Consider the following 14,239-nt stretch of genomic DNA (forward strand, 5'->3'; position numbering starts at 1 on the left):
TTCAACCTCGAGGGGGATGGGCCCGTAACCAGTACACGGCGACGCCGACACCGAGGACGACGGTGCCCCACACCACCGAGGGAAGGGGAAGGAACGCGGCGAGGATCAGACATCCGGCCGCACCCGTCGCCGCGACTAGCCGGGGCCATAGCTGGCCAGACAACGTCCACGCAGAGGCGTTCGCGATCAGGTAGTAGACCAGCACGGCGAACGACGAGAACCCGATGACGCCCCGCAGATCCGCTGTCGCGGCGAGGACAGCCACGACGGTTCCCACGGCCAGCTCGGCGCGGTGCGGTACCGAGTACCGCGGGTGGACGGCGTCGAGGAACCGGGGCAGGTTTCCGTCGCGGGCCATCGCGAACGTGGTGCGGGATACGCCGAGGATCAGCGAGAGCAGCGAACCGAGTGCGGCGATCACGGCGGCCATCCGCACCACGGGCTCGGCACCAGCGAATCCGGCCGCAGCGACCGCCTCGGCCAGCGGGTCGGTCGCTGCGGCCAGCCGGTCCGGACCGAGGACGGTCAACACCGCGACCGCGACCAGCAGGTACACGAGCAGGGTGACGGCGAGCGCAAGGGGGATAGCCCGGGAGATGGTCCGGCGCGGGTCCCGAACCTCTTCACCCAAAGTCGCAATACGGGCGTACCCGGCGAAGGCGAAGAACAACAAGCCGGCCGCTTGCAGAACACCGGTGATGCCGTATCCCCGGGTCAGTACCGGGCCGTCGAAACCCGTGTCGGTGGCGGTGAGGCACAGCAACACGACCAAGGCCAGGACGGCGAGGACGAAGAACACGATTCCGCGGGTGGCCCACGCCGATTTCTGAACACCCAGATAGTTGACCGCGGTGATCACCGCGACGGCGACGACCGCGATGACGTGCTCGTAACCCGGCCAGGCGTAGGCGCCGACGGTCAGGGCCATGGCCGCACAGGAAGCAGTCTTCCCGACAACGAAACCCCAGCCGGCCAGATATCCGAAGAAGGGGCCGAGCCGTTCGCGGCCGTACACGTACGTCCCCCCGGACTGGGGGTAGAGCGCCGCCAGGCGGGCAGAGGAGTTGGCGTTGCAGTAGGCGATCACGGCTGCGACCGCCAACCCGAAGAGTAACGCGCCGCCCGCCGCGGCAGCAGCCGGAGCGAGCGCCGCGAAGATGCCGGCCCCGATCATCGACCCGAGGCCGATCACCACCGAGTCGAACACACCCAGTCGGCGTTTCAGCTGCGGCGCCGATAGTGGCTCGGTCATGCGGTCCCTTCCAGCGGTCGACGGTGGTCGGTGGCCGACGCTACCGCGCCCGGTCCGATACCGCCGACCACGCCGATCGGGTCACTCGCTGAATTCGCCCATCACCGGATGCCATTCGCTGACTCGCATGTTCGACACGAGTTTCGCCTGAACGAACGGATCCTGCTGGAACAGTCGAGTGACCGTTTCTTCGTCGGGCCCATCGGCAATGATGAAGGCGCCCGTGCCGTCGGCGAGGGGACCGGTCGAACGCACCACCTTCCGCCGGATCATTTCCGCGATCCAGCCGCGATGATCACCCCGGTGATCGTCACGCCGCGACGACGTCTCCGGGTTGTAGGTGTATTCCACGACGAACAGAGACATGCTGTTCTCACTTCCTCAGGAGAATCGCGATGTTCTCAGTCTGCAGCACTCATTCTTCGAGCGATTCGGTAGGCGCAGAGCCTCAGGGGGTGATGGTGTTGATCACGTCGAACACGGCCGGTGGCGGGATCTCCTGCGGCAACTTCGGGCGGATCACCTCGTCGAAGAACTTGTCGTGGTCGGCCTGGGACTCCCAGATCTCGGAAACCGTCATGCCGTCACCCTCAGCGAATGCGTAGTGGGCGATGAAACCGCTGGCATTCCGGAGCGCATCGGTGGTGGGCGTGGCAACCGCGGAGTACTGATCGGCCGTCATCCCTGAAGCGTGGTGTCGTACTACAACAGACATTGGTTTTGTCCTCTCGATGACTGGAGCCGTACCTGCCGGTCACACGGGACGGGAGAGCACGGTAGATACAACCCTTCTCGGTCGAAAACGGGCGGTCAAGGCTCGACACGCCGCGAGTCGAGGCCCCGGCTCACCACCAGTGCTGCGACTCCGGCGCTGACCACCCAGAGGGTGAAGGGGTACAACGCAAGCCGTTCGGCGGTGCCGAACGACGTGCCGGGGACGACGATGGCGATGGTGCCGAGCATTCCCGCGAGGCAGCACGACCCCGTCCATACGGCGAATCCTCGCCACCGCTCGAGCAGCGCCACAGCGAGGAAGGCGAGTGCTGCGTTGCGGGCCACGAATGTCGGGGTGGCAACGATCTGGTGCAGGTCGGCGTCCACGTTGATGGGCACCAGTCCGGTCAGTGCCGCGCTCAGTGCGGCCAGCCCGAGTAGAGCCAGGGCGGTCACCCGCAGCCGCCCAGCGGGGAGGAATCCCCGCAATCCGAAGGCACCGACGATGATCAGCACACCGGTCATGACGAAAGCGCCGTTCATCAGCGCGTGGAGGGGTGAGCAGATTCGGGCGACCGCCAGTTGGGACGCGGATCCGTCACATCCCGTGGCACCGAGCTTGCTGATCGAGTCGGTAGTCGCCTCGTACCGTCTGGGCCACGCTGCTGCGGTGACCACCTCCGCGACGAAGTACAGCGAAATCAGTACCCACGCAGCGCCGCCTACGCGCACGGCACGGGCATCGTGTGCTGAGCTGATGTTCAGAACGCTCACCTCTTGTGAACCGTCGCGTGGTGCGCGGCCTCGACCCACGCTACAGACGCTCGATCCACTATCGTGTGATTGTTGACAATCTCAGGGCGCGACTCGACCATGTAGCCATGGCCTTGCCGACTACGCTTCCTGGACGGGACTTCGAGACGGAGGGACAGGACACGCGTGGCTGAGCTGACCGGTGTTGGCGCCGGCCTCCGCGCTGACCTGGCGGCGCGGGGCATCGACCTCGACACCGGGTCGCGCAGGCGGGCCGAGTACTCCTTCGACGCCTCGAACTACCGCGTGCCGCCGCTGGCCGTGGCGTTTCCCCGCACCGTGGACGATGTGGTGTCGATAGTCCGGGCATGCACCGAGCGCGCGATACCCATCACCAGTCGCGGCGGCGGTACCTCGCTCGCCGGCAACGCCATCGGCAGGGGAGTGGTCCTCGACTTCTCCCGGCACATGGCCGCCGTCCACTCGGTGGATGCCGCCGCGCGCACAGCCGTCGTCGAACCCGGGATCGTGCTCACGGACCTGCAGAAAGAGGTCCAGCTGGCGACGGACGGGGCCTTCACCTTCGCCCCGGACCCGTCGAGTAAGTCCCGCGCCACCGTCGGTGGTGCGATCGGGAACGATGCCTGCGGCAACCACTCCGTGCGATACGGGCGCACATCGGACCACGTCATCGCACTCGACCTCGTCACCGCCGGGGGACATCGGTTGACCGCGACCCGGAACGGTGTCCGCGCCACCGACCCCGACGACGCGTCCGCCGTGGCCGAAGCGGAACGGATCGGGACGGGACTGCGGGACCTGGCCGACAGTCACCTCGGCGAGTTCCGGCTCGAACTCGGTCGGATCCCGCGACAGGTGTCCGGATTTCATCTCGCGAACCTGTTGCCGGAGAACAGATTCGACGTCGCACGCGCCCTCGTCGGCAGCGAGGGAACGTGTGCGGTGATCGTGGCCGCCACCGTGGCGCTGGTGCCGGTGCCCCCGGCGGCGATGCTGTTGTGCCTCGGCTACCGCGACCTGGTGGACGCGGCGCGAGACAATGCGATGCTCCTCGCATACGCACCGGCGGCGATCGAGGGCATCGACTCGGCGATCGTCGACACCATGCGACACCTCCGCGGAGCCGACTCCGTCGTGGGACTTCCCGAAGGCTCGGCGTGGCTGTACGTCGATCTCGACGGGGACGATTCCGCCGAGGTCGAGCGGCGCGGCGCCGAACTGGTGTCCAAGCTGCGGGCGGCGGGACGGCTCGTCGACGCCCGCGTGGTCGCGGATCCTGCCGAACGCGCGTCGCTGTGGCGGGTGCGTGAGGACGGCGCCGGACTGTCTGCGCGGCTCGTCGAGGGCGGTGAGTCGTGGACCGGCTGGGAAGATTCCGCGGTCGCTCCCGAGCAACTCGCCGACTACCTGGTGGACATCAAGGCGCTTCTCGCCGAGTTCCACCTCACCGGAGTGATGTACGGCCACTTCGGTGCCGGCTGCATGCATATCCGCATCAACTTCGATCAGCGCACCGAGGAAGGCCGGGACGTCATGTCGCGGTTCATCCATCGGGCGGCGGAACTGTGTGTCCGCTTCGGCGGTTCGATGTCGGGCGAGCACGGCGACGGACGCGCACGCTCGTCGCTGCTACCGCTCATGTACTCGCCGACCGTGATGTCGGCGTTCGCCCGGTTCAAACAGCTCTGGGATCCGGCCGCGCTGCTCAATCCGGGCAGCATCGTCGATCCGGAACCGTTGCTCGGAAGTCTCGCGCTCGACGGCGTCGACCCACGACCCTGGCAGACCAGCTTCGACCTCACACCCACCAGTGAGGTGCCCGTCGCCCCATTCGTCCATGCGGTGCAGGGCTGTATCGGCGTGGGGCGGTGCCGCGCGTCGACGGGCGGCGTGATGTGCCCCAGCTTCCGGGCGACCGGCGACGAGAAGGACTCCACCCGCGGCCGGGCGCGTGCCCTCCAGGAGATGGTGCGCAACTCGCCGACGATCGCCGACGGCTGGGCCTCCGAGGACGTCAAGGAATCCTTGGACCTGTGCCTGTCCTGTAAGGCGTGCTCCACCGACTGCCCGGTGGGTGTCGACATGGCCACCTACAAAGCCGAATTCCTCGACCACCACTACCGCGGCCGGATCCGTCCACTGTCGCACTACTCGCTCGGCTGGTTGCCGGTGTGGCTGCGGGCCGCGGAACGGTCGGCGCCCGTGGTCAACAAACTCACCACCGGACGGCTCGCGAAGATGGCTGCCTGCCTGGGCGGTATCACACCACACCGAGAGCTACCGGACTTCGCGTCGCGCAAGCAGATTCGACGCGAGGTAGGGAGCACGTCGGGAAACACGACCGCGGATGTCGTGCTGCTCGCCGACACCTTCACGCGGGGTTTCCGGCCGCAGGTAATCGGCGCGGCCACGCGGGTGCTCGAGCAGGCGGGGCTCAGTTCCCAGTGTCGCAGCGACGCATGCTGCGGCCTGACCTGGATTTCGACCGGCCAACTCGATCGTGCCAAGAAGACCCTGACCAAGGCGGCAGAGCTGCTCGACGACGGCACAGACCGTCCCATCGTCGTCCTCGAACCCAGTTGTGCTGCGGCACTGCGCAAAGATCTACCCGAACTCGTCCACACCGACGCCGCACGACGCGTCGCGGCCAGGGTGCAGAGCTTCGCCGGTGCGGTGCTCGACCGCGTCGCGGCGGGGTGGCAACCGAGCGCCGCGCTTCCGGAAGACGTCACCGTGCAGACCCATTGCCACGAGTACGCGGTGTTCGGTGCGGCCACCCAGCGCAAGTCCCTCCAGGCAGTAGGTGTGGCGCGGGTGCGGGAAGCTACCGGATGTTGCGGCGTCGCAGGGAACTTCGGATTCGAGGACGAGCACTACGACGTCAGCATGCAGGTGGCCGAACAAGCCCTCGCCCCCGCCCTACGCGCAACCCCCGACGAGGCCGCAGTCCTGACCGACGGATTCAGCTGCCACATGCAGGTCCGGCAACTCGAACCGTCGAGGTCGTCGATGCACCTCGCTGAACTCCTCGACCCGGGGCCCTAGGCGCTCCGCGCCCGTGCGCCTTTTTGGTTGTTCCAGCTACCAGAAAGGCGCACGGGCGGCGGAGCCGCCCGTTCGGTTCACGCTGATTCTGACAATGGCGGCGGCCGCGGTCGTGGTGAAGCGTGGAGGGGCAGATGTCCGCGCTGACAGGAGTGTCCTTCATGACCGAACTTCTCGACCTGAGTACCGACGTTCTCGTCATCGGCGGTGGGCCCGCCGGTGCGTGGGCGGCTCTGCGCGCCGCCCAGTCCGGCGCCGACGTCGTCCTCGTCGACAAGGGGTACTGCGGGACGAGTGGTGCGACGGCACCCTCGGGAACCGGGGTCTGGTACGTGCAGCCCGACCCGGCCGAGCGCGCCAAGGCGAAGGCCAGCCGCGAGACGCTCGGCGGTCACCTCGCCGACCACCAGTGGATGGACCGTGTCCTGCACCAGACATACGTCAACATGAACCTTCTCGGCGAGGACGGAAGGTACCCGTTCCCCGTCGACCCCGACACGGGACAGCAGATCCGCACCGGACTGCAGGGACCCGAGTACATGCGCCGGATGCGGGCGTGGATCAAGAGGGCGGGCGTCCGGATCCTCGACCACTCACCGGCGCTCGAGCTCCTCATCGACGCCGACGGCGTGGTACGCGGCGCGGCGGGATACCAGCGTCAGGATCACCACGACTATCGCGTCGCTGCCGGCGCGGTCGTGATCGCCAGCGGGGGTTGCGCGTTTCTGTCCCGCGCGCTCGGCACCAACGTCGACACCGGGGACGGTGCGCTGATGGCGGCGGAGGTGGGGGCCACGTTCTCCGGGATGGAATTCTCCAACGCCTACGCCCTAGTGCCCGCCAACTCGACCATCACCAAGACCGCCTACTACGGCTACGCCACCTTCTTCCGCGCCGACGGCAGCGTCCTCGAGGGTGCCGGCTCGACCAAGGGTCGCTCGGTGATAGCGCGCACGTTGCTGTCCGAACCGGTCTACGCGCAGCTCGACCGCGCCGACGACGTGGTGCAGCGACAGATGCGACTGGGTCAGCCCAACTTCTTCCTGCAGTTCGATCGTCGGGGCATCAACCCGTTCACCGACCGCTTCGAGGTGAGCATGCTCGCCGAAGGCACCGTGCGAGGGACCGGCGGCATCGAGGTGGTCGACGACAGCTGCGCCACCACGGTTCCCGGATTGTTCGCGGCCGGGGACGCCGCTACCCGGGAACGTATCTGCGGAGGGTTCACCGGTGGTGGCAGCCACAACTCGGCATGGGCGATGTCGTCGGGCAGTTGGGCCGGGACGGGTGCCGCTCGCTTCGCTCGCTCGGCCGGCCGGATTCGCGCGTCCGAACTCCGGACGGTGGGCCGAGCGGGACTGCGGCCGACGTCGCGATCCGAATTGGACGCCCCGGCCGTCGTGGCGGCTGCGCAAGCGGAACTGCTCCCGTATGAGAAGAATCTGCTGCGTGACGGAGGACGCGTGCAGGGTGCCCTCGACGAACTGGAGTCGTTGTGGACGGCGGTGTCTTCGGGCCTCGGCGCCGACTCCGGTGACCAACGGGTCCGGGCCCGGCAGGCGGCGGCGATCACTGCAGTCGGCCGCTGGATGTACCACTCGGCGCTGGCACGCACCGAAACGAGGGGCATGAGCAAGCGAGCCGATTTCCCCGACCTCGACCCCGCCCAGCATCATCACATCCTCACCGGCGGCCTAGAGGAAGTGTGGACCGCGGCCGGATCGCTCAAAGGTACAGAACTGCAGGTGGCTTCGTGATCGAGGTGGTGCTGGCCGAGGCGTGCATCGGCTGCGACAAGTGCGTCGACGCATGCCCCACCAACGTCTTCGACCGCACCGAGTCGGGGGTTCCGACGATCGCCCGCCAGTCCGACTGCCAGACGTGCTTCATGTGCGAGGCGTACTGCCCCGTCGACGCCCTCTACGTCGATCCCCGGTCCACGCCGCTGCCGGACGGTCAGCACATCGCCGACGAGCACATTGGCCGCTACCGGGAAAAACTCGGATGGGGGAAGGGTCGAATCGCCGGATCGCTCACGGCGATCGGCCCCACCCTGCCGCACGGCGCACCGCCGCCGAGACTCCGCCCGTGAGTGGTTGAGGAGTCCAGGGACTCGTTTACCGCTCACAGCGAGGAATACCGTCGTATCGTCGCGAGTTGGTGCTGTTGCCTGCACCGGCGAATCCGAGCGAATCGAGTAGATCGGAGCACGACGTGTCCGAGATGACCATGAGTAAAGCCGATCGTGAAAAGTTCCTCGCGGCACTCCATGTGGGCGTGATCGCGGTCGATAGGGAAGGTCGTGCGCCTCTCGCCGTTCCCATCTGGTACGGCTACGAACCCGGCGGTGAGGTTTATGTGTGGACCGGGCGGGGATCGCTGAAAGAACGCCTGATCCGGGCGGCGGGTCGGTACAGTCTCGTCGCCCAGGACGAGGCGCCGCCGTATCGGTATGTCAGCGTGGAAGGTCCCGCGACATTCGACGAGTCACCGACTGCCGACGACATCCGTGGCCTCGCCACCCGGTACCTCCCCGCCGACGAGGTCGACGCCTTCGTGGAGCAGTCCTTCGACGCAGCCAGTGCTGTCCTCATACGCATGCGGCCCGAACACTGGCTGAGTGTCGACTACGGCAAGGGTTCCTGACACCCGAACGCGCAGAGCAGCGCTCAGAAATCGACGTTATCGTCGGGGCCCTCGCCCGTGAGCGCGTCGACGACGGCAGCAAGGTCGGTGGTCGAGACCGCGCCGGCCGGTTCTCTGCGCCGGTCCTCGAGGCGGACCGGGCGCGACTGCTCGACGTGTGGTCGTGCATCCGTCATGGGAAACAACTCCTTCTGCGAGTGCCCGAGCGGCCCGGGAGGAACCGTCTCGACGCCCATCCTCCACCTGCCGTATTGCTCAGTAGTTACCAGCTAATTACTGGACGCTGCGTCCTGGGTAACGGAACACCGCGGGTCATGCCACCAGCTCATTCTCACCACTCGTGGTTCTCACGCTGTCTACCTCCACGATCCGCGACTTCGGTGGAAACCGCTGCACCGCCCACCAACTCGTAGGTCTGGCTGTGACGTTCGCCCGCAGATAGCTGATTTGGGCGAACGTCCGGGTACCGTCGACAGGAAGGACTGTTTTCGAGTTGTGGGGGAGGAATGGCATGGCACGCATACGCACGGCGGCAGAAGCAGAGGTCAACGCAGCCGAGCAGATGCAGCGACTCGGGTACCACGACGCCACCGCGCTGCTCGGTGGTGTGGACGGCGGTATCGACGTGTATTCGGCGCGGGCCTATGCGCAGGTGAAATGGCGCGGCGGACGCGCAGACCGGGCGGATCTGCAGAATCTCTACGGTGCCCGCGGCACGAGTTCCGGCCGCGACCTTCTGTACTTTGCAGCCGCCGGATACACCGACGACGCCGTCGAGTACGCCGAGGCACTCGGCATCGCCCTGTTTCGCTGCGAGCCCGACGGCGAGACACCGCCGGTGGGCAGCCACGCTCCGAAGTTGATTACCGCCGCGCGTCACTCGGCGGTTGCGGTGGCGTCGGCACCATCGCAGGCGCAGGCACCTGGCAAGGCGTCGCCCGTGCTCTCCGTCGCCCGCACCGTCTGGGCGCGGGTCGCAGCATTCCTCGGTACTCACTGGCGCCTGATCGGCGCGATCGTGTGCACGCTGGTCCTGCTGATCGCCCCCTTCGGCGAGGGAGACGTCGGACTGCGCGTCTTCGCCACCGTCGCGAGTGTGGTCGGCGCCCCGGTGTTCTGGTTGCTCTACCTTCAACACCGACAAGTGCCGGGCAGGTAGCAGGGCTATTCGGTGGGCAGTGCCTTCAAAGACCTGACGGTGGCGACGCAGGCGCGCGCGGCCTCGGCGCCCTTCTTGACGAAGTGCTCCCCGAAGAAGGTGAGGTGCTCCTCGTGCTCGTGGAAGTGGTGCGGGGTGAGCACCACCGAGAACACCGGCACATCGGTGTCGAGCTGCACCCGCATGAGGCCGTCGATCACGGCGGTGGCAACGAATTCGTGCCGGTAGATTCCGCCGTCGACCACGAGCGCAGCCGCCACGACGGCGTCGTATCGTCCGATGAGCGCGAGGCGGCGAGCGTGGAGCGGAATCTCGAAGGCGCCCGGCACCTCGAAGAAGTCCAGCTGGTCCTTCGAGTACCCGAGCGTGGCCACCTCGTCGGTGAAGCCGTCGCGGGCGCGATCGACGATGTTGCGGTGCCACGTGGCCTGGATGAACGCGATCCGTCCCTGACTCTCACTCATGGTCTGAAACTACTGCACCGGTCCTAGCGTTGCGAACGCGGCAGGGCCGTGGATCGACCCCAACCGGACTCGCCGGTGAGGTGCTCGAGTAACGGCTGGATCCGATACGGCAGCGGGCTGGTCAGGGCAATCGTGGTGGTGGAGTGGGTGATCCCGGGGAGATTGGCGATCTTCTCGAGCAGCTTCTGCAGTTCGGCGTGCGTCGACGTGGCCACGCGTACCAGCAGGTCCTCGCGGCCGGTGGTCGCATGAATCTCGATGACTTCCGGCAGATCGACGAGCCGGTTGCCGACCGCGGTGAGTTTGCCCTGCTCCAGTTCGAGTCCGACGAAGGCCTGAATCGGAATGCCCACCTGAGCCAGGTCGAGGTTGGGGCGGAAGCCGGTGAGCAGTCCGCTGGTCTCCATCCGCTTCATCCGGGACTGGACGGTGTTGCGGGCGACGCCCAGCGAGTTGGCGAGTTCGGCCACGCTCATGCGTGAGTCCTTGCCGAGCAGTCCGAGCAACTGCACGTCGAGCTTGTCGATGCTGAGCACTTTGGGCACCTCCGGGAAGTGACGACCGTCACCTGTTGCGTGAACTGATCAGTTGATCCGATTTGCGTTGACCAAATCTTAGACCAGATACAGGATCAAGCTCACGAAATGCTCAACGCGACGGATCGGGAATCGCAGATGACTCAGCTAGACGACGCTCGTACCAGTGCAGCATCCTTTGATCTCGCCGACCGATACCGGGCCGACTCGGGCCCGGTGTTGATGACCGGTGTCCAGGCCATCGCCCGCCAGCTGGTGGAGCAGCACGAACGCGACCGCCGCGCGGGACTGAACGTCGCAACGTTCGTCTCCGGCTACCAGGGCAGCCCCCTGGCCGGCCTCGACCGCACCATCGCCGCGATCCCCACGTTGAGCACCGATCACGACGTCAAGTTCGTGCCCGGCATGAACGAGGAACTGGCCGCGACGTCGGTCTGGGGCAGCCAGGTGGACCTTCCCGCCGGCGAGCGTACCCACGACGGTGTCGTCGGCGTCTGGTACGGCAAGGGTCCCGGTCTCGACCGCGCCAGCGACTCCATCCGGCACGCCGCCATGTACGGCGCCAACGCCCGCGGCGGTGTCCTCGTCCTGGTCGGCGACGACCCCAACGCCAAGTCCTCCACCATCCCTTGCGCCAGCGAGCGGTCGATGGCCGCGATGGGCATGCCGGTGTTCTTCCCGCGCAACGCCGAAGAGGTCATCGCCTTCGGCCTCTACGGGGTGGCGTTGTCGCGGATCTCCGGCTGCTGGTCGGGCATGAAGATCGTCGCCGACGTGGCCGACGGACTCTGGACCCTCGACCGCAACTTCGCCGACCTCGACATCGTGCTCCCCGAGATCGAGTGGAACGGCAGGCCGTGGTCGTATCAGCAGCGCGTGCTGGCGTCCCCGCCCGACAGTGTCTACGCCGAGGCCGACCTCTACGGGCCGCGCTGGGCGATGGTCGAGGCGTTCAACGCCGCCAACGATATCGACCGGATCGAGGTGAACCCGCGCAGCGCGTGGCTGGGCATTGCCGCCGTCGGCACCGCCTACGACTCGCTGCGCCAGGCCCTGCTCGACCTCGGGCTCGGCGACTCCCAGCTCGAGGACGCCGGCATCCGCATTCTCCGCGTCGGCATGCCCTACCCGCTGGGGGCCGACAAGGTTCGCGAACTCGCCGACGGCGTCGAGCAGGTCCTCGTGGTCGAGGAGAAGATGCCGTTCGTCGAGTCGCAGCTCAAGGACATCCTTTACGGCGCCGCGAGCGCTCCCGCCGTGCTGGGCAAGAAGAACGCGCAGGGCAAGAACCTGATCCCGGTCGACGGTGAACTGACCGCCGCTCGCCTCACCGGGCCGCTGCGCCGCGTCCTGAAGGATCGGGTCGCGCTGACGCCGGCGCCGCCGCCGCGTCTCGAGCTGACCGTCCTCCCGACATCGCGCACCCCGTACTTCTGCTCCGGCTGCCCGCACAACCGGTCCACCGCGGTGCCCGAGGGATCGATCGCGGGCGGCGGCATCGGCTGCCACACGCTGGTCACCATGTCGGGTCGCACCGACAGCTCCGTCACGATGCTCACGCAGATGGGCGGTGAGGGCGCGCAGTGGATCGGGCAGGCCCCGTTCACCGACGTCCCGCACATGTTCCAGAACGTCGGCGACGGCACCTACTTCCACTCCGGTCAGCTCGCCGTGCAGGCGTGCGTCGCCGCCGGCGTCAACATCACCTACAAGGTGCTCTACAACTCCGCCGTCGCGATGACCGGTGCGCAGGACGCCGAGGCCGGGCTGACCGTGCCGCAGCTGACCCACAAGCTGGCGTCCGAGGGCGTCAAGCAGATCATCGTCTGCGCCGAGGACCCCAAGCGGCACAAGGGTGCCCGCTTCGCGGCCAACACGCTGCTGTGGGACCGCACCCGTCTCGACGAGGCGCAGCGCGTCCTGCGCGACATCGAGGGCGTCACCGTGCTGATCTTCGATCAGCAGTGCGCCGCCGAGGCCCGCCGCAAGCGCAAGCGCGGCAAGCTGCCCGCCCGCCGTACCCGCGTCGTCATCAACGAGGCCGTCTGCGAGGGTTGCGGTGACTGCGGCGTGAAGTCCAACTGCCTGTCCGTGCAGCCCGTCGACACCGAATTCGGTCGCAAGACCAAGATCGACCAGACCAGCTGCAACACCGACTACTCCTGCCTCGAGGGCGACTGCCCGTCGTTCGTGACGGTCGAGCTGCCCGAGGAAGGCGCGCCGAAGACATTGCGCGAGATCCCGGTTCCGCCGGAGGTCGGCGACCCCGATCCCGCCGTGTGGACCGGAACGCACAACCTGTTCATGGCCGGTGTCGGTGGTACCGGCATCGTCACCGTCAACCAGGTGCTGGGCATGGCCGCGTTGCGTGCCGGGCTGCACGTCGAGGGACTCGACCAGACCGGTCTCAGCCAGAAGGCCGGACCCGTCACGTCGCACCTGCGGCTCAGTGATCAGAAGACGCGTTCGGGGAGCTCGGCGCCGTCCAACCGGATCAGCCCCGCGACCGCCGACTGCGTCCTCGCTTTCGACCTGCTGACCGCAGCCGACGCCAAGTACGCCGGATACGGCAGCTCCGAGCGCACCATTACCGTCGCATCGACCAGCCAGACCCCGACCGGCGACATGGTTTACGACCCCGCCGTCCGCTACCCGGACGAGGACAAGCTGCTCGAGCGTCTCGACGTCTCGGCCCGCGAACTGACCGCGATCGACGGGCTCGCCGCCGCCACCGCATTGTTCGGCAGCACCGCCGCTGCCAACTTCCTGCTGGTCGGCGCGGCCTACCAGGCCGGCGGACTTCCCGTTCCTGCCCGCTTCATCGAGGAAGCCCTCGAAATCAACGGGGTGGCCGTCGAGTCCAACAAGGCCGCCTTCCACTGGGGACGCGTCGCCGTCGCCTACCGGGAGGCCTTCCTCGCCGCCACCAGCTCGGCCGCCGTGCCGCAGCGCAGCGACACCGTCGTCCCGACGCACCTGTTCGCCGGGTCCACCCTCGGCGGTACGACGCGCGAGCTCACCGAACGCCGCGCAGCCAACCTTGTTGCCTTCCAGGGCGACCGGGTCGCCGCCCGCTACATCGCCCTGGTGCAGCAGGCGTGGGACGCCGAGCGTGACCTGGGTGACCGCACCGAGTTCAGCGAGTCCGTCGCCGCCGGGCTGCATAAGCTCACCGCCTACAAGGACGAGTACGAAGTGGCCCGGATGCTCACCGACCAGGCCTTCCTCGACGCCGCGGCGGGCGAGGTGCCCGGCGCCGGCAAGCTGACCTACAAGCTGCATCCGCCCGTCCTCAAGGCGATGGGCCGCAAGAACAAGATCGGCCTCGGGCCACGCTCGCACGTCGCCCTCAAAGCCCTCGCCAAGGCGAAGTTCCTGCGCGGCACCGCCTTCGACCCGTTCGGCTACGCCAAGGTCCGCCGGCTCGAGCGTCAACTGCTCGCGCATTACGAGTCGACGGTCAGCGAACTGATCGCCGATCTCACCGCCGAGAACTACGACACCGCCGCTCAGATCGCCGCAGCACCCGACCTCGTGCGGGGCTACGAAGACGTGAAACTCCGCAATGTCGCCGTCTACCTCCAGCGTCTCGCCGAACTCGGCGTCGACACCTCAGCCATCACGATCACCACTCCGGAAAGGTCCTGAG

Annotated in this window: 13 protein-coding genes; 6 read left to right on the plus strand and 7 right to left on the minus strand. The window is 67.4% G+C overall.

Annotated elements, in window-relative coordinates:
* Window position 1 precedes the first annotated feature (1 nt).
* The 4 genes from GFS60_RS10435 to GFS60_RS10450 all read right to left on the minus strand — a co-directional run bounded on the left by GFS60_RS10435 (window position 2) and on the right by GFS60_RS10450 (window position 2,740).
* Entirely contained in the window at window positions 2-1,252 is a 1,251-nt protein-coding gene (locus GFS60_RS10435; RefSeq protein ID WP_159921018.1) for an APC family permease, read from the minus strand.
* Window positions 1,253-1,333: 81 nt separating this feature from the next.
* Window positions 1,334-1,618, minus strand: coding sequence for a YciI family protein (locus GFS60_RS10440; protein WP_159921020.1), 285 nt, complete (start codon window positions 1,616-1,618; stop codon window positions 1,334-1,336).
* 82 nt (window positions 1,619-1,700) lie between these two features.
* Entirely contained in the window at window positions 1,701-1,934 is a 234-nt protein-coding gene (locus GFS60_RS10445; RefSeq protein WP_236603434.1) for a hypothetical protein, read from the minus strand.
* Between the two features lie 128 nt (window positions 1,935-2,062).
* Window positions 2,063-2,740, minus strand: coding sequence for a DUF998 domain-containing protein (locus tag GFS60_RS10450; protein WP_236603435.1), 678 nt, complete (start codon window positions 2,738-2,740; stop codon window positions 2,063-2,065).
* A 165-nt stretch (window positions 2,741-2,905) separates the two neighbouring features.
* Here GFS60_RS10450 and GFS60_RS10455 point away from each other — a divergent pair, with 165 nt between their 5' ends.
* The 4 genes from GFS60_RS10455 (at window position 2,906) to GFS60_RS10470 (ending at window position 8,431) form a co-directional block, all read left to right on the plus strand.
* Window positions 2,906-5,785 (plus strand): FAD-binding and (Fe-S)-binding domain-containing protein, encoded by a 2,880-nt coding sequence (locus GFS60_RS10455; protein WP_159921022.1) that lies wholly within the window; start codon window positions 2,906-2,908, stop codon window positions 5,783-5,785.
* Window positions 5,786-5,946: 161 nt separating this feature from the next.
* Window positions 5,947-7,542 carry an FAD-dependent oxidoreductase gene (locus GFS60_RS10460; protein ID WP_159927054.1) on the plus strand — a complete coding sequence of 532 codons (1,596 nt, stop codon included), beginning with the start codon at window positions 5,947-5,949 and terminating at the stop codon, window positions 7,540-7,542.
* Window positions 7,539-7,877 carry a 4Fe-4S dicluster domain-containing protein gene (locus GFS60_RS10465; protein WP_159921024.1) on the plus strand — a complete coding sequence of 113 codons (339 nt, stop codon included), beginning with the start codon at window positions 7,539-7,541 and terminating at the stop codon, window positions 7,875-7,877. Before GFS60_RS10460 ends, GFS60_RS10465 begins: the two co-directional genes overlap by 4 nt.
* A 137-nt stretch (window positions 7,878-8,014) precedes the next feature.
* A complete protein-coding gene (locus GFS60_RS10470; RefSeq protein ID WP_284707866.1) occupies window positions 8,015-8,431 on the plus strand; it encodes a pyridoxamine 5'-phosphate oxidase family protein in 417 nt (138 codons plus the stop codon).
* Between the two features lie 23 nt (window positions 8,432-8,454).
* On the opposite strand, the gene GFS60_RS10475 is transcribed toward GFS60_RS10470, so the two are convergent.
* Complete coding sequence (locus GFS60_RS10475; protein ID WP_159921028.1) at window positions 8,455-8,607, minus strand: hypothetical protein; 153 nt, start codon at window positions 8,605-8,607, stop codon at window positions 8,455-8,457.
* A gap of 335 nt (window positions 8,608-8,942) precedes the next feature.
* Between GFS60_RS10475 and GFS60_RS10480 the strand changes: the two genes are divergently transcribed.
* On the plus strand, window positions 8,943-9,590 hold the full coding sequence (locus tag GFS60_RS10480) for a restriction endonuclease (protein WP_159921030.1): 648 nt from the start codon (window positions 8,943-8,945) through the stop codon (window positions 9,588-9,590).
* A 5-nt stretch (window positions 9,591-9,595) separates the two neighbouring features.
* On the opposite strand, the gene GFS60_RS10485 is transcribed toward GFS60_RS10480, so the two are convergent.
* Entirely contained in the window at window positions 9,596-10,054 is a 459-nt protein-coding gene (locus tag GFS60_RS10485) for a 6,7-dimethyl-8-ribityllumazine synthase (protein ID WP_159921032.1), read from the minus strand.
* Between the two features lie 23 nt (window positions 10,055-10,077).
* Window positions 10,078-10,590 (minus strand): Lrp/AsnC family transcriptional regulator, encoded by a 513-nt coding sequence (locus GFS60_RS10490; RefSeq protein WP_109328528.1) that lies wholly within the window; start codon window positions 10,588-10,590, stop codon window positions 10,078-10,080.
* Between the two features lie 138 nt (window positions 10,591-10,728).
* Here GFS60_RS10490 and GFS60_RS10495 point away from each other — a divergent pair, with 138 nt between their 5' ends.
* Window positions 10,729-14,238, plus strand: a complete 3,510-nt coding sequence (locus tag GFS60_RS10495) for an indolepyruvate ferredoxin oxidoreductase family protein (RefSeq protein ID WP_328799827.1) — start codon at window positions 10,729-10,731, stop codon at window positions 14,236-14,238.
* The last annotated feature ends 1 nt before the right edge of the window (window position 14,239 follow it).

The sequence above is a fragment of the Rhodococcus sp. WAY2 genome (assembly GCF_009859915.1).
GTDB lineage: Bacteria > Actinomycetota > Actinomycetes > Mycobacteriales > Mycobacteriaceae > Rhodococcus_F > Rhodococcus_F oxybenzonivorans.